The 19,744-nt window shown below is 69.2% G+C and carries 16 protein-coding genes and 4 pseudogenes; 11 read left to right on the top strand and 9 right to left on the bottom strand.

Annotated elements, in window-relative coordinates:
* Nucleotides 1–228: 228 nt before the first annotated feature.
* Complete coding sequence (locus OHS33_RS36435; RefSeq protein ID WP_330334708.1) at nt 229–1,377, top strand: low temperature requirement protein A; 1,149 nt, start codon at nt 229–231, stop codon at nt 1,375–1,377.
* A 142-nt stretch (nt 1,378–1,519) separates the two neighbouring features.
* Here OHS33_RS36435 and OHS33_RS36430 read toward each other — a convergent pair whose 3' ends face one another.
* Nucleotides 1,520–2,167: an NADPH-dependent F420 reductase gene (locus tag OHS33_RS36430; protein ID WP_330334707.1), complete on the bottom strand. Its 648-nt coding sequence runs from the start codon at nt 2,165–2,167 to the stop codon at nt 1,520–1,522.
* Nucleotides 2,168–2,297: 130 nt separating this feature from the next.
* Here OHS33_RS36430 and OHS33_RS36425 point away from each other — a divergent pair.
* The 4 genes and pseudogenes from OHS33_RS36425 (at nt 2,298) to OHS33_RS36410 (ending at nt 6,235) form a co-directional block, all read left to right on the top strand.
* A pseudogene (locus OHS33_RS36425) lies at nt 2,298–3,190 on the top strand (IS982 family transposase).
* 681 nt (nt 3,191–3,871) lie between these two features.
* Complete coding sequence (locus OHS33_RS36420; protein ID WP_330334706.1) at nt 3,872–4,531, top strand: ABC transporter ATP-binding protein; 660 nt, start codon at nt 3,872–3,874, stop codon at nt 4,529–4,531.
* Nucleotides 4,532–4,545: 14 nt separating this feature from the next.
* On the top strand, nt 4,546–5,307 hold the full coding sequence (locus tag OHS33_RS36415; protein WP_330334705.1) for an ABC transporter permease: 762 nt from the start codon (nt 4,546–4,548) through the stop codon (nt 5,305–5,307).
* Nucleotides 5,300–6,235, top strand: coding sequence for an oxygenase MpaB family protein (locus OHS33_RS36410; RefSeq protein ID WP_330334704.1), 936 nt, complete (start codon nt 5,300–5,302; stop codon nt 6,233–6,235). The genes OHS33_RS36415 and OHS33_RS36410 overlap by 8 nt, the downstream gene beginning before the upstream one ends.
* Nucleotides 6,236–6,306: 71 nt before the next feature.
* Here OHS33_RS36410 and OHS33_RS36405 read toward each other — a convergent pair whose 3' ends face one another.
* The 3 genes from OHS33_RS36405 to OHS33_RS36395 form a co-directional block, all read right to left on the bottom strand.
* Entirely contained in the window at nt 6,307–7,257 is a 951-nt protein-coding gene (locus tag OHS33_RS36405; protein WP_330334703.1) for a phytoene/squalene synthase family protein, read from the bottom strand.
* A gap of 154 nt (nt 7,258–7,411) precedes the next feature.
* Nucleotides 7,412–8,881 (bottom strand): peptidoglycan D,D-transpeptidase FtsI family protein, encoded by a 1,470-nt coding sequence (locus OHS33_RS36400; RefSeq protein ID WP_330334702.1) that lies wholly within the window; start codon nt 8,879–8,881, stop codon nt 7,412–7,414.
* Nucleotides 8,882–8,934: 53 nt separating this feature from the next.
* On the bottom strand, nt 8,935–10,563 hold the full coding sequence (locus tag OHS33_RS36395; protein WP_330334701.1) for a penicillin-binding transpeptidase domain-containing protein: 1,629 nt from the start codon (nt 10,561–10,563) through the stop codon (nt 8,935–8,937).
* A gap of 327 nt (nt 10,564–10,890) precedes the next feature.
* Between OHS33_RS36395 and OHS33_RS39915 the strand changes: the two are divergent.
* Nucleotides 10,891–11,049 (top strand): annotated as a pseudogene (locus OHS33_RS39915) (hypothetical protein); the annotation flags it as partial.
* A gap of 119 nt (nt 11,050–11,168) precedes the next feature.
* On the opposite strand, the gene OHS33_RS39910 reads toward OHS33_RS39915, so the two are convergent.
* The gene (locus OHS33_RS39910) at nt 11,169–11,354 is read right to left on the bottom strand and encodes a hypothetical protein (protein WP_443065501.1); all 186 of its coding nucleotides are present in this window, start codon (nt 11,352–11,354) and stop codon (nt 11,169–11,171) included.
* Between OHS33_RS39910 and OHS33_RS39905 the strand changes: the two genes are divergently transcribed.
* Nucleotides 11,280–11,909, top strand: a complete 630-nt coding sequence (locus tag OHS33_RS39905; RefSeq protein ID WP_443065494.1) for a LysR substrate-binding domain-containing protein — start codon at nt 11,280–11,282, stop codon at nt 11,907–11,909. The genes OHS33_RS39910 and OHS33_RS39905 overlap by 75 nt on opposite strands.
* Here OHS33_RS39905 and OHS33_RS36385 read toward each other — a convergent pair.
* Nucleotides 11,875–12,642 (bottom strand): annotated as a pseudogene (locus tag OHS33_RS36385) (IS5 family transposase); the annotation flags it as partial. The gene OHS33_RS39905 and the pseudogene OHS33_RS36385 sit on opposite strands and share 35 nt — an antisense overlap.
* Nucleotides 12,643–12,756: 114 nt before the next feature.
* Between OHS33_RS36385 and OHS33_RS36380 the strand changes: the two are divergent.
* A complete protein-coding gene (locus OHS33_RS36380; protein ID WP_079403197.1) occupies nt 12,757–13,146 on the top strand; it encodes a hypothetical protein in 390 nt (129 codons plus the stop codon).
* Between the two features lie 663 nt (nt 13,147–13,809).
* On the opposite strand, the gene OHS33_RS36375 is transcribed toward OHS33_RS36380, so the two are convergent.
* Complete coding sequence (locus OHS33_RS36375; RefSeq protein WP_330334700.1) at nt 13,810–14,283, bottom strand: hypothetical protein; 474 nt, start codon at nt 14,281–14,283, stop codon at nt 13,810–13,812.
* Nucleotides 14,284–14,387: 104 nt separating this feature from the next.
* Between OHS33_RS36375 and OHS33_RS36370 the strand changes: the two are divergent.
* Both OHS33_RS36370 and OHS33_RS36365 read left to right on the top strand, forming a co-directional pair.
* Nucleotides 14,388–15,085, top strand: a pseudogene (locus tag OHS33_RS36370) (transposase); the annotation flags it as partial.
* A 132-nt stretch (nt 15,086–15,217) separates the two neighbouring features.
* Entirely contained in the window at nt 15,218–15,940 is a 723-nt protein-coding gene (locus OHS33_RS36365; RefSeq protein ID WP_330334699.1) for a hypothetical protein, read from the top strand.
* A gap of 42 nt (nt 15,941–15,982) precedes the next feature.
* Here OHS33_RS36365 and OHS33_RS36360 read toward each other — a convergent pair whose 3' ends face one another.
* The gene (locus tag OHS33_RS36360) at nt 15,983–16,396 is read right to left on the bottom strand and encodes a hypothetical protein (protein WP_330334698.1); all 414 of its coding nucleotides are present in this window, start codon (nt 16,394–16,396) and stop codon (nt 15,983–15,985) included.
* A gap of 223 nt (nt 16,397–16,619) precedes the next feature.
* On the opposite strand from OHS33_RS36360, the gene OHS33_RS36355 reads away from it, so the two are divergent.
* Nucleotides 16,620–17,627, top strand: coding sequence for a competence protein CoiA family protein (locus tag OHS33_RS36355; protein WP_330334697.1), 1,008 nt, complete (start codon nt 16,620–16,622; stop codon nt 17,625–17,627).
* Nucleotides 17,628–17,913: 286 nt separating this feature from the next.
* Here the strand turns inward: OHS33_RS36355 and OHS33_RS36350 are convergent, their stop codons facing one another.
* The gene (locus OHS33_RS36350) at nt 17,914–19,572 is read right to left on the bottom strand and encodes a carboxylesterase/lipase family protein (protein WP_330334696.1); all 1,659 of its coding nucleotides are present in this window, start codon (nt 19,570–19,572) and stop codon (nt 17,914–17,916) included.
* Between the last annotated feature and the right edge of the window lie 172 nt (nt 19,573–19,744).

The raw sequence follows: 19,744 nt of genomic DNA, 5'->3' as shown, positions 1-19,744 counted from the left end.
CGTGATCGTGGACGGCGCACTGGCGACCAGCGCGGACACCTAGATCAGTAAGTCCGATGTGTTCAGGGGTGAAGGGCCCCTTCCACGCCTGACGACTCCCGTGCCCGCGCCGGCCGCCAGGGCCCGCCGGGCGGCACGTCCGTCGTCCAGGGACCGCCTGCCGGGCGCCTGGCGTCGCCTGGAATGCTGACCCCGCAACTTCGGTGACTGTTGACGGGGGCGGACAGTTTGAGCACGTCGGAAACAACGGCAGGGACGACCGGGAACACGACCGAGAAGAAGGTCGACTGGGCGGAACTCTTCTTCGACCTGGTGGTCGTCTTCGCCGTCACGCAGGTCTCGGCCCTGCTGCACGACGACCACTCCTGGGCGGGCACGGGCAAGGCGCTCCTGGTCTTCGTCCCGGTCTACTGGACCTGGGGCGGCACGTCCGTCTATGCCAACACCCATGACCTCGGCCGCCCGCTCGACCGGCTGGGCATATTCACCCTCGGCCTGTGCGGCCTGCTCATGGCTCTGGCCGTCCCCGGGGCTTTCGGCGACCGCGGAGTGCTCTTCGGCGCCGCCTACCTCGTCGCACGCGTCACCCTCGCGGCCCTGGTCTTCCGTCGCGGGCCCCTTGCCGCCACCCCGGTAAGCGTGTCCGTGGTGGTCACCGGCCCACTGCTGCTGGCCGGCGGATTCCTCGATGGCCCGGCCCGCGTGGCGCTGTGGACGCTGGCCGCCGCCGTCGACCTCGCCTCGCCCCGGCTGACCCGCAAGGTGCTGATGCGCGTCGCATTCGACGTCGGACACCTGACCGAACGGTTCGGGCTGCTGGTGATCATCGCGCTCGGCGAGTCGGTCGTCGCGATCGGCGTCCCGGTCGCGACCGCCCCGCACCTCGCCGCCGGCCCGCTGACCGCCGTCATCGTCGCCTTCGTCCTGACCTGCGGCCTGTGGTGGGTCTACTTCCACTTCGCCGCAGGCGCGGTGCGCCACGGCATGGAGACGGCCGCGGTTCCGGTCGACGTCATGCGGCACGTCCTGTCCTACGGCCACCTCGCCTTCATCGGCGCGATCATCGCCGTGGCGGTCGGCATGGCCGAGGCCGTGGCCCACCCGGCGGACCACCTCCACCTGCCGGTGGCAGCCCTGCTGTACGGGGGCTGCGCGGCGTACCTGGCCGTCTTCGGCTACACCCGCTGGCGCATGTTCCACACCTGGTCCACCACTCGCCTCACCACCGCCGCCCTGGTCCTGGCCCTGCTCCCGGTCGCCACGACGATCCCGGCCCTGGCCGCCCTCACCGTCCTGGCGGCCGCCGTCCTCCTCCTGAACACGGTGGAGTACACCATGGCGGCCCGCCACGCGGCGGCGGCACCGTCCAGCGCCTGACGACCGGCTACGGGCCCGGCTGCTCGATCCGATCTCCTACGCGATCTCCCAGCACACGTCGGGCACCACGACGTCGGCGGTCTCCACGAGGCCGGACCCGTCGCCATGAGACGCCGGGCGCTTCCGCGCGCCCTACCAGCGACTAGGCAGTGACCACGGAGAGGTTGAAGTCCACCGGCCCGAGCACCCCGTAGAGGCGCAACCACAATGCCATCACGGCCTCGGTGGCGCGGGCGCTCGACAGGTCGCCGAGATCGGTGATCTGCTCGGGCTCCCAGCCGAAGGAACGCAGGAGCGCGGCGGTCTCTGCCTTGGCGTCGACGTCGTCGCCGCTGACGAACACGTTGTGGTGACCGGGGATGCGGCCGGGCTCGACCATGACGGCGTTGTTCATGGTGTTGAGGGTCTTGACGACCCGGGCCTCGGGGAACGCCTTCTGAAGCTGCTCGGCGACGCTGTGGCCTTCAGGGGTGACGACCCTGGGAGGAAACCCCTCGGAGAAGTCCAGCGCATTGGACACGTCGACGATCGTCTTCCCGCGCAGATTGCCGGCGCCGACGGCTTCAAGCACGGCGAGCGAGACCAGCCCGCCGGTCGCGTTCACGACGAGCTCGGCGCTGGTCGCGGCGTCGGCGAACGTGCCGTGGGCGCCGCCCGTTTCGAGGGCCCACTTCTTGGCATCGGCATTGTCCGCCGTGCGGGACCCCATCGTGACCTTGTGCCCGAGCGAAACGAGCTTCCCGGCCAGCCGCCGCCCGACTTCGCCGGTCCCCAGTACTGCGATCCTCATGTGTGTCCCCCTGTTTGACGTGTACGAGTCCCCGCGCGGCCGTGGCCGGTTGGTCCCCCGCGACCTCAGACGAATAACCGATGTCTGCCGGTGTATCCGGGAATGCGGACAAGGTGCTCAAGATCGTCGTGTGAATGACGAACTGAACACCCTGCTGACCGCACTCTATGTGAAGATCGACGACGAACTGGAGACAGAGCGATGGATGGGCCGTCCGCCGCAGTTGAGCGATGCCGAACTGGTCACGCTCGCGGTCACGCAGGCGCTGCTGGGGTTCCACTCCGAGGCACGCTGGCTACGGTACGCGCGCACGCATCTGGCCGGGATGTTTCCGTATCTGCCGCAGCAGTCCGGGTACAACAAGCGACTCAAAGCCGCGTTGTCGCTGGTCAAGAGGGCGATACGGATACTCGCCGCCGATACGGACTTCTGGTTCAACAACCACTGGATCGTCGACTCGACGCTGGTGCCGTGCGGAATGTCGCGGCCGACGGTGAAACGCTCGGATATGGCGGGCTGGGCCGGATACGGGTACTGCGCCTCCCACTCTTGCTTCTTTTGGGGCCTGCGCCCGTACCTGGTCTGCACCCCCACCGGGATGCCCATCATGTGGGCACTGGCGAATCCGAAGATGGACGAACGCGAAGTTCTGCAGGCCATGCTCGACATCGACGCCGGCCTCGTCGCCGACCGGCCCGGGCTCCTGCTGATGTCCGACAAGGGCTTCGCCTCCAAAGAGTTCGAGAACGACCTCACGGTGCGCGGCATCACGCTGCTGCGGCCCTCGTTCAAGCGGGAGAAGAAACGTCCCGGAGAGGGACTACTGAAGTCGGTGCGGCAGCTGATCGAGTCCGTGAACGACACGCTCAAGGGCCAGTTGGACCTGGAACCGGACGGCGGGCGTACCCACGAGGGCGTCGCCGTCCGTGTCGCGCAGCGCATCCTCGCCATGGCCTCAGCCATCTGGCGCAACCACAAGACCGGAGCCCCACCATGCGCTCCCTCATCGCATTCGACCACTGAACACATCGGACTCATTCGTCTAGTGCCCTGACCGCATAGGTCCGCCGGGTTGAGCCCTGCGGACCTATGCGGTCAGGGCACTAGACATACAAAAGGGCGGCGGTCTCCTCGCCGCCCTTCTGCCCGATCAGGTCAACATGCCCGCCCGGTCACAGGGTCCACCCCGGCCCCCAGTACCCCGCTCCGATCACCTCGGACTCCGTCCCGCCCCATGTGCACACGGTGCAGGCCGCCCACTGGCGGACCGTGTGCCGTACGTCGCCGCCGCATGCCGGGCACGACTCCCGAACCGCCCCGGCCGCCCCGCCACGACCCGCGGGGTGTTAACCAAGGGCAGAGCCGGCCTCCGGTCGGGCTGACGAAGTCACTCGGAGCGAACCTGGGCTGCCGGTATGCCGTGGCGTCCTCCTCCCCCGAAGAGGCGCTGTCTTCTCGGGGGTTGGAGGAGGTTCCCGGGCCAGTAGATGGTGCAGTGCCATCCGCGGCAAGCCGACGGGAGCGAACGGATGTGCCGTCGGTTCCCCCAAGTGAGTTCTGTCCCACCGCGTGACCAGACCTGTCACCCGAAGGTGCAACAGGCCCGTGCGTGCCGCCTGGCTTGCGACCCTCCCGTTCCGCTTGAGTGGAGGTATCACCGCCACGTGGTGACGTGCTGTGGTCCGGAAGGAGCGTGGGACACGGATGGGAACCGCCGAGGGAGTCCTCGAGACCGGCTTCGCCGCGGGGAACCGGCCGGTTCTGGCCGCGGCCGGCCTGAGTAAGAGCTTTCGGGGCCGGCGCGTGTTGGATGGTGTCGATCTAGCGCTGCCGGGGGGCTGTATCGCCGGTATCACGGGCGAGAACGGCAGCGGGAAGACCACGCTGCTGCGGGTCCTGCTGGGGGACCTCAGGCCCGATGCGGGCCGGGTTCTCTTCGGCGGCTCGTACGGCCACTGTCCGCAGGTCCCGGTGTTGAACCTCTCGCTCACCGTCGCGCAGCACCTCGTCCTGTTCCGGACGGCCTACCGCCTGACGAGCATGGAGCGGGCAGAGAGCCTCCTCGGCCGGCTGAATTTCGCTTCATGCCTCGCCCAGGAAGCGGGGACGCTGAGTGGGGGGACCCAGCAGAAGCTGAACCTGACGCTGGCTCTGATGCACGATCCGGACGTCCTGCTGCTGGACGAGCCGTACCAGGGGCTCGACCACGAGACGTACCAGGTGTTCTGGGAGCTGGCCGCAGAGCTGCGGGACCGCGGCAAGACGGTGCTCGTGGTGACGCACTTCGTTCCCGACAGCACACCATTCGATGTGCTGCTCACCCTTTCCGGCGGGCGTCTCGCGGTGGTTGGGGGAACTCGATGACGGCCATGACGGGCATGGCGGCGCCCGTGCTGGTGTCCGGACGCATGGCCTGCCTGGAGTACGCGCGCAACCGGTTGGCCATCGTGCTCGTTTTGGGGTTCGTTCCGCTGTGGCTGGTCCTGGAGAAGATCACCTTCCTGTCCTACCCGGTGACGTTTCATCCCGGCCCCCAGGCCGCCGTCCCCGTCGTGGTGCCGGGCAACGCCTTCAGCCTCATCTACGCCGCCGCGAACGCCATCACTTTGATCATCGGCTTCCTGGCGTTCACGGCAACCCACCGCGGTCGGGGCTTCGACCGCCGCCTGGTGCGGGCCGGGTTCAGCGCGCCGTCCTTGTTCGCCGGACGCCTGGCGGCCGTCGCGGTGGCGGCCGCTGCGACCGCCGGCTACACCCTGGTCGTGATCTTCGCCCTCATCGACGTACGCAGGCCCCTCTTCGTGGGTGTCGCCCTGCTGCTGGCCGCGCTGACCTACGCCAGCCTGGGAACCGCGCTGGCCGCCGTTCTGCCGGGGGAACTCGAGGGCATGTTCACCATCATCATGGTCAGTCTCCTCGACAGCGGCCTGCAGAACCCGATGCTGAACCCCCATGCGGATGAGGACCGGTTCCAGTTCCTGCCGACCTACGGGGCGGTCCACGCCGCTTCCGGCGCCGCCTTCAGCACCGCGGACGTTACCGGCCGCCTCACCGCGCAGGTCACCTGGTATGTGCTGCTGACCCTCCTGAGCCTGGCCTGCTTCCGTGCAGGAACTCGAGGAGCAGCACGCCATGGCTGAACGGTCCCGGTTCGCCAGAAAGGGCCGGTTCGCGCTCCGGGAACACCTGCTCGCCCTGGACCCGGAAGGTGACCATCTGGAGATCTACCGCATCAGCGCGGGCCTGGAGTTCCCCTTCGACTACCTGCGCGGCATGGAGCTCGCCCTCCTGCGCACCTTCGCCATCCCCTCCATTGCGGCTCTTCTCGACGCCACCGGGGAGTTCGCCTGCGCGGGCCAGCGCCGCTACGACGACACCTTCCTGCTGATGGGAGCCCTCGTACGCTTCGGTTGCGACTCCCCGGAAGGGCGCACCGCGCTGCGTATCGTCAATCGCGCGCACAGCTGGTACCGCATCAGCAACGGCGACATGCTCTACACCCTCGCCGCGTTCGTCCTCGAACCCGTCCGCTGGATCGACCGCTGCGGCTGGCGTCCCCTGACCAGTCACGAACGCCGCGCGGCCTTCCATCTCTACCGCGGCATCGGGCAGCGTCTCGCGATCAAGGATCTGCCTGCCACCTACGAGCAACTGGCTTCCTTCTACGACGAGTACGAGCACACCCACCAGCGGCCGACTCCAGCCGGCCACCGCGTCGCCGGAGCGGCCCTCAGCGTCATGGCGTGCTGGTTCCCCGCCCCGCTGCGCCACGCGGCCACGAAGACCGCCCTGGCAGCCCTTCCCCCGGCGGTGCGCACCGCGCTCGGCTACCAGCGGCCTCCGGCAGTCCTCGTCCACGCGACAGCCTTTGCACTGCGGGTCAGGGCGCGGTGGCTGCGCCACCTCTGCTCCCCCCGGACGGTATCCCTCTTCCACGTCCTGCCGCGCGTGCGCACGTACACGCTCGACGCCCCGGGCGCCGTCATGGAGCGGTTCGGCATCGCCGCGCCGGTGCGCACGGACCATCCGGGCATGGCTCGATGCCCCGGGCACGTCGACAGATCGTGAGAGCCGGCTCGCCACAGCCGTGCTGATGGGCGTTCGGTTTCTTCCGGCGGCCGGGAACGGCTGCCGGGGGCTCAGGCCGTGGCAACCACCGCGGCAGTACGCCGACAGGCGAAGCGGTCACTCAGACGTTCGGCGAGGGCCGACGATCCGATGGCGGCCTTCCGCCATGGCCCCAACCGCACCCTGCTGGTGAACACGTCGAAGTCCCGCATCTCCACCTCGCGGAGCAGGGCCCCGTAGATCGAGTGCACCGCCCGCACGGCGGGCCGGCTCGACGGGGGCAGCGCCCCCTCCTGTAGTTCCGCCGTCACCAGGAGCTCACGGGCCCGCCCCACCTGCTTGCGCACCACTGCCCGCATCTGCGGGGTCACCCGCGTGCCCGAGAGGTCTCGGGGGCTCACGCCGCAGGCGGACAGGTCCTCCTGCGGAAGGTAGACGCGCCCCAGTCGGTAGTCCTCTTGGACATCGCGCACGATGTTCGTGAGCTGCATCGCCTCGCTCATGGCATCGCCGCCCCTGCCCGCCAGGACACGGTCCAAAGGTTCGAGGACAGGCAGCATCTGCCGCCCGAACGACAATGACGCGCGCTCGATGAACCCGCGCAGATCGGCGTACGTGGCGTACTCCGTCACGCGCAGGTCCATCTCCTGGGAAACGAGGTACTCCCGCACATGGCAGGCAGGAATATCCCACCGGCCCAGAGTGCGCATCAACGCGTGCAGGACAGGGTGGCTGCTGTCCCCGCTCCGCAGGGCGGCTTCAACAGCGCCGTTCCAGGCTTCGAAGCGGGCGGTTCTGCGCTCAGGTGCATATCTCGTGGTGTCGACGATCTCGTCGGTGTAGCGCGCGAAGCCGTACAACGCCCACGTGTAGGGCCGCTTCCGCGTCGGCAGCAGGGCGGAAGCCAGATAGAACTCCAGGCCTTCCGCTCCGACCAGCACCCGCCGGCAGTAGGCGAACGCTTCGCGTGTCCGCGCCGCCTGGGCCTTGCGGGTACCGCACCCGGCTTCCCACGCCTCCATAACATCTCCGTCCTTGATGCATGGAACCTTACATATAGGGCAGAATGTGAGCGCAGTGGGCAGGGCCGGACACGGCGGGGCCCCCGGATGGGCCGAAGACGGGCCATGGCGTGGGCCATGGGGTGCCTTGGCCGGGGAACTTGGTGTGCCTGGCCTAATTCAGGACGGCCTGCATGACTGCTTTGGCGATGGGTGCGCCGAGGCGCCCGCCTCCTATGTCGGCGGGGGAGATGTTCATGTCTTTGGGGTCGATGAACACGGCTACCGCGACGGGTGAGGTTCCGTCCTTCTGCTTGGCGTAGGAGACGAACCAGGCGTAGGGACGTTCGTCGCGTACGTCGATGCCGTGTTCGGCTGTGCCGGGTTTCCCGCCGACGATGACTCCGGGCATGTGTGCTCCCTCGGCGCTTCCCTCGCGGACGGCGTGCTCCATCATCTCCTGCACCTTCTTCGCGGTGCGTTCGGAGACCGCCTGTCCGAGTGCCGTAGGGGCTGCCCTCTCGATCACGGACAGGTCGGGTCCCTGGATCTGCTCGACCAGGTAGGGCTTCATCACGGTGCCGTTGTTGGCGATGCCTGCGGCGACCATGGCCATCTGCACGGGTGTGCTGGTCAGGCTTCCCTGGCCCATGCCGGTCAGGGCGGTCTGGGGCTTGTCGAGCTTGTCGGGGTAGGTTGCGGCGGAGGTGCGGACAGGCAGGAAGTGTTCCTGGTTGAAGCCGAACTTCTCGGCGGTCTCCTGCATCTTGCTGCGGCCGGTCTTCAGCGCCACGTCCAGGAAGACGTTGTTGCAGGACCACTGCATGGCCGTCTTCATCGAAACCTTGTCGCACTGGGCGTCGGGCACCACGTTGCCGATCTTCCTCAAGCTGTCAGGAAGCTGGTAGGGGGAGGGAATGTGGGAGGGGGCGTTGATGTCGGTGACCGTACCGTGTTCGAGGGCGGCGGCCGCTGTGAGGATCTTGAAGGTTGAGCCGGGCGGATAGGCCTCGCGGATCGCCCGGTTGCTCAGCGGCTTGTCCTTGTCCTGATCGAGGCGGGTGAACTCCTCGCCTTCCTTGCGTGAGTTCCCGGCGAAGACGGACGGGTCGTAGGACGGGGTGCTGGCCATGGCGAGGATCCTTCCGCTGCTGGGGTCGAGAGCCACGACCGCGCCCTTCGCCCCCAGGTCGGTGAGCCCTTGGTAGGCAGCCTTCTGCGCGTCTGGGTCGATAGTGGTGACAATGTCGCCGCCGGCACTCTCCTTTCCGATCAGGGCGTCGAAGACACTGCCGTGCAGGCGTGAGTCCGTGCCGGCGAGCAGGTCACGGTGGACGCCTTCGAGCATGGTGGCGCCCTGGGCCTGGGAGAGATAGCCGGTGACCGGCGCGTACATCGGCCCGTCGGCGTAGGTGCGCTTGTACAGCAGCTCGGATCCGGGGGTCGGCGTGGAGCCGGTGATGGGGCGCCCACCGACGATGATGTCACCGCGCGGGCGGCTGAAGGCCTCGATCAGGTTTCTGCGGTTGTTGGGATCCTTGGCCAGGTTTTCGGCGGAGACGGTGTGGATCCAGGTCGCCCGGGCGAGCAGGGCGAAGAACAGCATCCCGAAGAAGACTGCTGCGTGTCGGAGGGTCTTGTTCATGTTCACTCTCGGGGAAGGCCGCGCCGCGGCCATGGGGGCGGGGCAGGGTCGGGTCAGGAGGGGTCGTGAGGGACGGCTTGCAGGAGGTGGCGTACGACGGGGACCGCGGACGATCCACCGGTGATGCCGCCTTCCACGACGACGGCGACGGCGACGTTGCCTCGGGTGGCGACGACCCAGCCGTTGTTCGGGGCGCTTTCGCCGACCTCGGCGGTGCCGGTCTTCGCGCCGACGTTCCCAGGCAGGTCGGCCAGGCCGCGGGCGGTGCCGTCGGTGACGGTGACACGCATCAGGGCGCGCAGTTGGGTGACTACTTTGGCGGGGAGCGCGGTGGTGGTGGTCTTGTCCTGGGCGTCGGGGGTGATGGTGGGCTGGTGGAAGGAACCGGAGGCTGCAGTCGCCGCGACGGAGGCCATGGTCAGTGGGTTTCCCAGCACGCGGCCCTGGCCGATCATCGAGGCGGCCTTCTCGGTCTGGCCACCGGGGACTGGTACGGATCCGTCGAAGGTGGGTAGGCCCACGTTCCACTTCTGTCCGATGCCGAAGTACTTGGCGGCGACGTCGCCGAGTTCGCTGTCGCCGATCTTGTCGCGCAGGCTGATGAATCCGGTGTTGCAGGACTCGGTGAAATTCTTGGTGAATGTCGCGCCGGGGAACTCGGAGGTCTCGACGTTGTGGAACTGCTTGCCGACCGTCAAATATTTGGGGCAGTCCACGATGTCGCCGGGCTTTACGGCGCCGCCGAGGAGCAGCGCGCTGGTGGTGACGATTTTCCAGGTCGAGCCGGGGGCGTAGGTTCCGGAGAGGGCGCGGTTGAACCCGGCAACCGGCGAGTTCGCCACGGCCAGGATCTCGCCGTTGTCGATGCGCAGGGCCACCAGCGCCGCGTCCCTGCCGCCGGCCGTCGCGGCCAGGGCCTGGTCGGCGGCGGCCTGCCACGTCGAGTCGAGCGTGCTGCGGATGCTCTGCCCTGCCGCGGCGCCTTCTTCCTTGCCGAACCGGGCCTCGACGCCGGTGACCTCTTCGCTTACCCGGTTGATCCGCTCGATCGCACCGCGCGGACCGGCGCCCGCCCGGTGCGCGATCTGGGTGAGCATCGGTTTCAGTGACGGGCCGGCGGTCGCGGACAGCGGCTTGCCGCTGCGGTCGGTGACCGGGGTGGCCTCGGTGCTCTGGCGTTGGAGGCGGAACTTCTCGGTGCTGCTCAGGTTCGGGTGGACCAGCGAAAGGTCCCAGGCGACTTTCCAGGCTCCGTCCTGCTGGCGGCGCACGGGAATCTGCGAGTCGTAGGACCAAGTCCCCAGACCCGTGACCGGCATCTGCGCGGAGAACGCGATGATGACGGTGCCGTCCTTCGCCACACTCGCCGCGCCTGCTGTCAGGGACGGCGCGGTGATGTCGAGCCCCGCGGTGAAGTTCCGCAAGGTCGTCTGTGCTCGGTCGGGGCTGGTGGTGCGGGCACCCGCGCCCTCAGCACGGCCGCCCGCCCAGTCCGCCAGGAACGCCTCGGCCTGGGCCACGGCATCCGGATGGACGGCCGGCCGGGCCGGCCCGAATGGCCGCCACTCCGCGGCGTATGCGCCGACTCCCGCGATGGTGGCTGCGGCGGCCGCCACAGCGGCAGCACGCAGAAGGCGCCAGTGTCGGCGACGGGCAGGGGCAGGGTGTTCCGATTCATGCATCAAAGGGGTCCTTCCGTCTCCAGCTGGGCTGGTGCATGACTTGGGGCATGGGCCTTACGTCAGGGGCGGTCATGCGGGGTTGCGGCCTCCGGACCCGAACCGGTGGCTTGCGGGGGGGATGGCCTGTGTTGCGTACAGCGAAGACGCGGACGCCGCGGGCCGTCGGCACCGCGAGGGCGCTCTGTCTCTGCCCAGCGTTCAGCCGGAGTCAGCTGCCTCCGGGGCCGAGGCTCAGAAGACGGCGATGCGCTTGCCAGGGTGCAGGCGCTCACGCCGACCGCGAGCAACAGGACGAGAAGGCCGAGGGTGTGAAGCGTGGGCGGGGGCATGTGTCGAGATCAGCACCATCCCCGGCACTATGTCCAATATCAGAATCAAATCCGGAATGATGCGATTCTGATATCGTTGCTGCTCGTGGACATAGTCGGACATGTGCGGTGCTTCGACGCTGTTGCAGAGGAGAGATATTTCGGTCGAGCCGCTGTCCGGTTGGGCATGGCCCAGCGGCCCCTCTCGCAGCGCATTCAGCGTCTGGCAAGGAGCTCGGCCTACGGCTCTTCGAGCGCACCAGCCGCAGTGTCGCCCTCACCCAGGGCGGCGCTCTCCTACTGGACGAGGCACGCGCTCTGCTCGCCTGTACTGACACGTTCCTGGCCGGCGCAGCCCGCATCCGCGACGGCCGCAGCGGTCTCCTGCAGGCCGCCCTCCCCTCCGGCATCGTCGGCGAGCCCGTCGCCTCGATCCTTGCCGGCCTGCGAAAGGACCAGCCCGGCCTGGAGGTGGAACTGCACGAGCTGTCCACGGCCGAACAGCTGGCCCGCATGGCCGCCCACGAACTTGACGCGGGAGTGATCCACCACCCCTGCGACACCACCGGACTCGAACTCGGCCCCGTCCTGCGCCGCGAACTCGGCGTCCTGTTGCCGCCGGCCTCGCCCCTGGCCGTGTGGGAGCGGTTCGTGATTGCCCGGGAGACAGTGGCCGAGGTCCTGGCGGAATCGCCCGGGAACGTGGAGGTGCCACCGGCCGTGGTGGTCGGCGGGGTGCCGGAGCCGGTTGTGGGTGGGGTGCCCGGCTCGGTGGTGCCGATGTGGCGCGAAGGCCTCGCTGCTGAGGTGCTGGCACCGGATTACCGGCAACTCGTGGACGTTCTGGCTGGTGGGAGCGTGTCGGTTGTCGGAGCGATGGACTGTCGGCAGCTCGCGGTGGCGGTCGGGCTGGAGCCGGTGCCCGCGAAAGTGGAGGGTCTGCGGTCGAAGGTGAAGCGCCTGGCCGCGCGGGGATGGCTCGCGGAGGAACGTCCGGGGATGTTCAGCGCCGTCGCCGGGCGAGGCGGCGGCTCATGACCATGTTCATCGACCACCTGATCATCGCCTCGGCGGTGTCGGTGCGGGTTTCGTAGTCGCGGGCAAGACGGCGTGAGTGCATCAGCCACGCAAACGTGCGCTCGACGAGCCATCTTTTCGGCAGTACGACGAAGCCGGTGGTGTCGTCGCTGCGTTTGACTACCGTCAGCGCGATCCGCGGTATGTTGCGGGCGAAGTCGATGAGTCGGCCGGTGTAGCCGCCGTCCGCCCAGACCAGCGTGATGCGCCAGTGCCGCTGACGCAGCCGGGTCAGCAGTGTCTGTCCCGCGTCCCGGTCGGTGACCGATGCCCCCGTGACCACGACGGCCAGTAACAAGCCGAGGGTGTCCACCACGATGTGGCGCTTTCGTCCGTTGACTTTCTTGCCGCCGTCGAAGCCCCTGGTCGCGGCCGGCACCGATGCGGCGCCTTTGACTGACTGGGCGTCGATGATGCCCGCGGTCGGCTCTCGGTCGCGTCCGGCCGCTTCACGGATCCGGTCCCGCAGCCGGTCGTGGAACTCGGCCGTCCAGCCCCTGTCGCGCCAGCGTCGAAAGAAGGTGTAGACGCGGTCCCACGCGGGGAAGTCCGCGGGCATCGCCCGCCAGGAGATACCGCCCGCGACCAGGTAACGGACCGCGTCGACCATCTGCCGGTGGCAGTAGCCCTCCGGCTGCCCGCCCCGGCCCTCCAGCCAGGCCGGCACCGGAAGCGCGGCACGGACCGCGGCCCATTCCGCGTCCGTTTGGACAGTGGTCGTAGCCGGCCCGGCTCCCGCCTCGGATACCGTGTTCCTCTACGGGGTGCCATAACGGATGTGACGCCCCCCACCGGAGGTAGTCAGCGTATGAGTTCAAAGCGCAGCAAGAATCCAGCCCTGCCCGTACTTGACGACGCATTCCGACTCGCGTCGGTCAAGGACGCCGAAGAGTCCACCCGTGACTTGGCCGCGCGGCTGGCCACCACCGAGCTGCGCCGCGTTTCCCACCCGGGCCGGGTCACCTGGGAGCCCACCGATCAGGCCGAGCCCGTACCGGTCCCGCCGACTGTGGTCGACGGTGACGGGGACCTGTGGCTGCGGGACCGGGGCACTGGCACCTGGACCATGCCCGAGTTCAACCCGAAGGAGTTCCCGGCCCGCTGTGGTGAGGTTCTGACGTGGAACCAGCTTGCCCGCGAGTTCGGCCCGCTTACCGCACTGGCCGACGACCGCCGCATCGGCGGCGGCCGGCGCTGACCGCGCAGCCTTCTGGGATGACCGCGCCCCTGAAGCGCCCGTTACGGATAGCTGGGAACTCCAGCTCACCGCCGAGCTCGACGATAGCGGCGAGCAGGTGAGCGTGGTCGTCGGTCACGATGTCTCCATGTTGCAGCCGGATACGTCGTCGCTGTCCGTGGGGTCGGGGTGGAAGAAGCGGGCCCATCTGCCGGGCCACCTCACCGATCGGTGTCCGCGTAGAGATGGTCACTGCCGGTGCGCTCATTCGATCGGAGACGTCCATCGTTCGGCTGCTCCCTGATTCCGGGCGCATGACTCGCACGGCCTGAGCCGCCGCGGCCTCGGGGGCCGCCGGTTTCCATGGTGACAGCTCTCGTCCGCAGCGGCTCCCCGGCCCCAACCGCGGCGGCCTCACCGGGATGACGTCCGCCTTCCGCCGTTGGGGGCACCTCGTGCCGGATCCAGCGCCTGCCCGAGCCCTGCGACACCGCGGTCCGCATGCGGCGCAGGAGGATTTGGGGTATTCCTCGAATGAGCTGCGGCCGCGTGCCCGGCGCGTCCGCTCAGGTGCCCCACCGAGTACCCCTCATGGTCGCCGCACGCGACCGGTGAGGCCCAGGGACGGCGGCAGTCGCCCGGCTGCTCGCCGCCCGTCACGCGGACGCGCCCCGCAACCCCGCCTTAGACGAGCAGGGCACGCGGGACGCCTTGACTGCGCGCTGGGAAGCGAGCTTCGCGCAAGTCCGCGCACTGGCTGACAACGGCCTCCCGTTCGATGGCGTGGAGGAGGTCGAGGGGTCGGTGCGCCGCTATCTCGCCGGCCGCGAAAAGCTGTTCGACACGCGCATCGAGCAGGGGCGAGTGGTCGACGGCCACGGCGACCTGCTCGCCGAGGACATCTTCTGTCTCGACGACGGACCACGCGTCCTGGACTGTCTGGAGTTCGACGACCGTCTTCGCCACGTCGACGGTCTCGACGACGCCGCCTTCCTCGCCATGGACCTGTATCAGCTCGGTGCACCAGAGGCCGGAGCCTTCTTCCTCGCCCAGTACACCGAGTATTCCGGCGACCCCGCGCCGCCGTCCCTGTGGCATCACTGCGTCGCCTACCGCGCGTTCATCCGTGCCAAGGTATCCCTGATCCAGGTACGCCAAGGCGCGCCCGGCGCGCGGGCGGCGTCGCGGCGACTGGTCACCACGACGGCAGCGGGAAGTCCACGCTCTCGGGCGCACTGGCCGACCGTCTGGGCGTCACGCTGCTCAGCAGCGACCGCCTCCGCAAGGAGCTGGCAGGCATCCCGGTGGAGAGATCCGCGGCCGCCGGCTATGGCGACGGCCTGTACACGCCCGAGTGGACCAACGTGACGTACGCGGCCCTGCTCGACCGCGCGGCCACTCTGCTGTCCTGCGGCGAGTCCGTCCTCCTGGACGCCACCTGGACGAACGCGGGCAGCGCGAAGCCGCGCGGCGCATGGCCGAACGCGCCGGCGCCGACCTGGTGGCCCTGCGCTGTCAGGCTCCGGGCGAACTGTCTCGGGGCCGACGGTCGACGTGTCGATCCAGTGGGTACCGGGGCGCAGCTCGGGCAGCAGTGGGGGCGGAGTTCATCGCCTGCACTGGGGGTGACATGGACGCCTTCGGCAGCGCGGGCCGGCTCGCTGGCGTCGCCGGTCTCGCTCCGGTCCCACGGGACTCCGGTCGCATCAGCGGCAACATGCGCCCGCCACACCGCCACCACCGCAGACTCCTGCGCGTCTTCTACCTCTCGGCCCAGATTGCCGCCCGCTTCTGCCCCACCTCGAAAGCCTTCTACGACCGCAAACGAGCCGAGGGCAAGAGCCACAAGCAGGCGATTCTCGCGCTCGCCCGCCGTCGCCTCGACGTCCTGTGGGCTCTCCTCCGCGACCAACGCCATTGGACGGCCCAACCACCCCAACCAGAAGCAGTGGCCGCATGAACATTCCGGCTCAGCACAAGTCTGCCGGGACGGCCTGCGGGTGACGGTCACTTCGCTGACTTTGGGGCCGGTCTGACGCCTAGCCTGAGGCCAGGCCCTCATCGGGCCATCCAACCCAGGGAGGGCAACCGAATGGCGCTGGAGATAATCCCCGATCGAGCAGGCCGGGAAGTCGCCTTTGAATCCATGCTGGATGAGCTCCTCACGGCGTTCTCCCCTGGCTGGGAGTTGCCACCGATCATGGAAGGCGAAGAACGATACCACTGCAACGAGGTCAAGCGTTTTCAGGTCGGCGAGGCCGCAACGCAAGATCTCGAAGCCACACGGCAATACGCAGACCTCCTCATACGGGCGGCCGTGCACGATCAGTGCCGGAGCGGTATTCGGCAACTGATCGAGCCCCTGGTGAAGGCGATCGGTCACCGACAGGTCCAGTCGGCGATCGTCGACTACATGAGGACCGGCTCCGACGTTGAGAAGGTCGGTGCCTCCATGGCCTGGTACTTCGCCCGGCCCGGTCTTCAGTACGCCTCCATGGAGGATCTCCGCCGAGGAGTCCCCACACAGGAGAGCAAATCGGAACTGGAGGCACTGGCCGACCTTCGCGACGACTACCGCGCGGCCTGCCTCTCCGCTTTCCTGACCTGCGAAATCCCGGAGACACGCCAGGACCTCTCCCTCGACCTCAGCCTCGACGCGACGAGCTACCCCGCAGCTCTCCAGGACAGCCACGAGAAGGCAAGGCGCATCATCCTGGCGGACCCCGAACGGTATCGCTTGCTCCTGGAACGCTGCACGCATGCGTCATCGCCCATCGAGAACCAACAAGATCGACCGACCGATCCGCACGCTTGACAACGATGATTGGAAATCAGTCACAGTGGCTGCGACTGAGCATCAGTTGGCGGATGAGTGACCTGGCTGACGAGTTGGTCCGCCAGAGACCAGCCACCGCCAGCGTCGGCGCTCCGCGACCAGAGTAGCGGTGGCCAGCAGGGTCACGGGGCCGGCCGCCCACACAGGCCAGGCCAGCCATGAGGACGTCACGGCCGCGGCGAGTTGGAGCAGCATCAGAAGGATCGTGACCCAGCCCGGCACCGCGATGATCACCTGCGCTTTGTCACCCGGCGTGGAGAAGCACGTGGGAAGGCCGACCAGGAGCACCACGGACAGAACGGCAAGCAGCCAGGAGTGGCCGACCAGCACCCAGGGCGTCGCAACCCATGCGACGAGTTCCACCGCGAAGCGCAGAACGGACGCGGCGCGGTCGTCCGGTCGGGCCGAAATCGGATCCCCCTCAGCATTGATCACCTGTGGACGGTTTCACCGCCCACACCCAACGGTCAAGTGTCTGAGCGCCGTTGCGCCGTCCGGCCCGCGCGTTTCTGACAGTGACACGGCGTGTTCGACTGTGGCCCCCGCTCGGGCCGGGGTGCAAGCGCGTCGAGTTCCGGCCGTCCGTCCGAATTCTGCGGTCTCGACTGCCAGTGGCTGACGTAACACTCTGAGCTGATTGTCGTATCGAGAGGGGCCCATGTCGTTTCGGGCTGTGCACGCGAACTGGGGAACCGTCTTCGTACATATGCCGGACCTCGGCTGCGGACAGGCGTGGGAGGCGGTCTGGAGGGTGAAGCCGCCCCCGCCGATCTCTTGCGCGCAGTACCGGCACCCGATGTACGCGAAGACCTCCCGGGCGGGGATGAGGTTCTTCGCCCACGCCCCGCACGCCCCCGACTGCGAAATAGCGCGCGAGGGGGAATCGGAGGCCCACCACCTCCTCACGCTCGAACTCGCCTGGGCCGCGCGCGATGCGGGCGCCCACGCCGAGCTGGAGGTACGGGCGCCGGACGGGTCCTGGCGTGCGGACGTGTTGGCCTCGGCCCCGGACGGCTCCTGGCGGATCGCGCTGGAGGCCCAGCTGTCGCCCATCACCGACACCGACATCACGGCCCGGACGGAGAGGATGCGCCAGCACGGCGTCGCCGCCTGCTGGTTCAGCGACCGCCCCGGCCCCCCGTGGCTGGGCGCGGCCCCCTCCGTACGCGTGGCCCGCGAACAGGACGGCGGCCCCCTGGCCGTCGCGGAGGGCCTGGTCCGCTTCGACGGCCGGTCCTGGCGCATGGTCCGGGCGGCCGCGCTGCCCGACCTCCTGCGCTGGGTCTTCTACGGGCAGGCCGTGCCGCATTCGGTGAAGAGCAGCTACGCGTACGAGGACGGGTTGCGCAGCCTGCCGGTGGCGTGGACGCACCCGCGGTACATCGCGGCCGAGGAAACACGCCTCAGGTCTGCGGCGGCGCGTACAAGCTGCCCTGGCGCCGGGTCGTTCCCGCGGCTCCGGACGGTACCGCGGCGTCACACCCTGAGCGGCCCGGCAGCCAATCGCCTTCCTCTTCCTCGGCTCCGAAGGGGAGACCGGGGTCCTCGCCCTCAACATGGGGGCCTTCCTGCGGGTGCCGGCCCACGGCTTTGGCCCACGGGAAGCAGCAATGGCACACGACCCGGAGTCCGACCATGCAGAACCGTTCCTGTCCCGGCTCGTTGAAAGAGCCGAGCTCACCCGGAGCGCCGCGTACGCCATCCCCCCGGCGTTCCCGCCGCGTTGTGATGAGCTCATGGCACACGGACCGCGGTGACAGGACCGCCCCTCGTGCCACGCGCCTGGCAGCCCACCCCCTCCCCGGACTGCCAGGCGCCCAACCGCCGAAGCCCCCCAGCAAGTACCGCAAAGGTTGTGCGGGGCCTGACCGCAGACGGCGGGAGCCGCGTTCGCCGGCACAGCGGCGGCGACGCCGTGGGCGCGGCGTTCAGCCACCCGGTTCCCCGGCGGCTCACTTCGCCAGGCGGTCCCACAAAGAGCAGCCGTGCGCGGCGAACGCGTCGACGGGGCGAATCCCACCCGGTCCCGAAGCCAGCGACTGCACCGACGGCCCCAGCGGGGACGGCACGCGGAAAGCGGGCCAGCGAGGTGCGCCGGCGGTGTTCGGGTTGCCTGTGCGCGCGAAGTTCGTCCAGTAGCCGACCATCCGGTCCGACAGGGCGGACTGCTCATCGGTCAGCGGTCGTTCGGTGGGGAAGGAGGGGAACAGGAACGGCATCTCGAAGCCGTGCGCGGCGCCGTAGGGGAAGTCGGGGTTCGCCGGCAGGCCGGCCAGAACGGGAGCCTCCGGGTCGCTGAACTCGTAGGCGTACAGCGGCAGGTCCGGGGCGCGGGCGGCGATGGCGCGGCCCGCTGCCAGAGTGGTGCACGTGAAGGACCGGTCGGTCAGCGCCGCGGCCCAGGCCAGCGCGGGAGAGCCATGGCGTGCTGCCGGGTATTGCGCCTCGACGGCCGCGGCCGCGGGCCCGAAGGCCTCCGCCAGTCGGGCGCGATAGTCGCTCTCGGTGCGGATGGGGAACGCGGCGAGCGACGCGCCGACGAACATCCGCATCTCGTCGTGGTTGGTGCCCAGGACGACCGGCACGCGGTGGAAGCGTCCCGATCGCAATGCCTCGCCCGGTGCAACCGGCAGCAGCCCGTTGCCGTAGACGGGACGGTTGAATGACTGCATCAGCTGCGCGGTGGCGAGGCGTCCGGTGCTCTGCCCGCGCAGGCACGCGAGCACCTCGTTGGCGCCGCCCTCCGTGCAGCCCAGGTGCCGGGCGGCTTCCGCGCCGGCCGTCTGGACCTCAGTCTGCGTGGCGAACGGCTCGTACGCCGGTGTTCCGGGCGCGAGGGCTCCCCGCGGGAAGGACGTCAGGCAGGAACCGCTCTGGAGGACGGCGCTCTGGAAGAGGCCCGCGGCCGTCGGTGAGGTGAGGTGCGCGCAGATGCCGAGGGCACCCGCGGACTCGCCGAACAGCGTGACCTTGCCCGGATCTCCGCTGAAGCGCGCGGCGTTGGAGCGGACCCAGCGCAGGGCGGCCTGCTGGTCGGCCAGGCCGAACGGCGGGGCGGTGCCCAGTGCGGCGTGTCCGAAGTAGCCGAAGATCCCCAGGCGGTAGTTGACCGTGACGACGACGGCGTCACCCTGGACCGCCAGGCGTTCCGCGCCGTAGTCGCTGCCGGAACCGCCCAGGAACGCGCCGCCGTGCATCCACACCAGCACGGGCCGCTTCTTCCCCGCTGGCTGCGTCGCGGGCACCGTGACGTTGAGGTAGAGGCAGTCCTCCGAACCGACGACAGCGCCCGCATCCGAGGGCCCGTCCGCCCCCGTACCCGGTGCCGGCATCTGCACACAGCGCTGCGCCGGCTGTGTCGCGTCCCGGACGCCCTGCCATGCGGCGGCGGGCACGGGTGCCTGCCAGCGCAGCGGTCCGGTCGGCGGCGCGGCGTAGGGCAGGCCTCCGAAGGTGGCGTACGCACCATGCGACACGCCACGCACCAGGCCCAGCTCGGTTCGGACGACGGGACCGCCCCGCCCCGCGGAGTCGAAGGGACCGGGACGTGCGTCGGCTGGTGTGACGGCGGCCGTGAGCAGGGCCGCCGCGCTCAGAAACGGGAGGAGCACCCTGCGAAGAGCGGCTCTCCGGCCGGAACTCGTTGCGGTCGTGGTCGGGGACATGCGCTCCCACCATTCTTGGGTCGGGGACGGCACGGGACAAGGGCGTACGGGGCCGCAATCGGTCGTACGCGGACACACCGGTCAGGCCCGGCCGCGTACATGCTCTGAACAGCGGCAT

It is taken from the genome of Streptomyces sp. NBC_00536 (assembly GCF_036346295.1).
Classification (GTDB): domain Bacteria; phylum Actinomycetota; class Actinomycetes; order Streptomycetales; family Streptomycetaceae; genus Streptomyces.
The sequence above is the reverse complement of the archived record's forward strand: the minus strand, read 5'-3'. Positions and strand labels throughout refer to the sequence as shown.

Coding starts and splice junctions, on each gene's coding strand:
- OHS33_RS36430 (WP_330334707.1), bottom strand. CDS start 2,167: ATGAGGATCGCAGTACTGGGGACCGGCGAAGTCGGGCGGCGGCTGGCC.
- OHS33_RS36420 (WP_330334706.1), top strand. CDS start 3,872: ATGGGAACCGCCGAGGGAGTCCTCGAGACCGGCTTCGCCGCGGGGAAC.
- OHS33_RS36415 (WP_330334705.1), top strand. CDS start 4,546: ATGGCGGCGCCCGTGCTGGTGTCCGGACGCATGGCCTGCCTGGAGTAC.
- OHS33_RS36410 (WP_330334704.1), top strand. CDS start 5,300: ATGGCTGAACGGTCCCGGTTCGCCAGAAAGGGCCGGTTCGCGCTCCGG.
- OHS33_RS36405 (WP_330334703.1), bottom strand. CDS start 7,257: ATGGAGGCGTGGGAAGCCGGGTGCGGTACCCGCAAGGCCCAGGCGGCG.
- OHS33_RS36400 (WP_330334702.1), bottom strand. CDS start 8,881: ATGAACAAGACCCTCCGACACGCAGCAGTCTTCTTCGGGATGCTGTTC.
- OHS33_RS36395 (WP_330334701.1), bottom strand. CDS start 10,563: ATGCATGAATCGGAACACCCTGCCCCTGCCCGTCGCCGACACTGGCGC.
- OHS33_RS36380 (WP_079403197.1), top strand. CDS start 12,757: ATGAGTTCAAAGCGCAGCAAGAATCCAGCCCTGCCCGTACTTGACGAC.
- OHS33_RS36365 (WP_330334699.1), top strand. CDS start 15,218: ATGGCGCTGGAGATAATCCCCGATCGAGCAGGCCGGGAAGTCGCCTTT.
- OHS33_RS36355 (WP_330334697.1), top strand. CDS start 16,620: ATGTCGTTTCGGGCTGTGCACGCGAACTGGGGAACCGTCTTCGTACAT.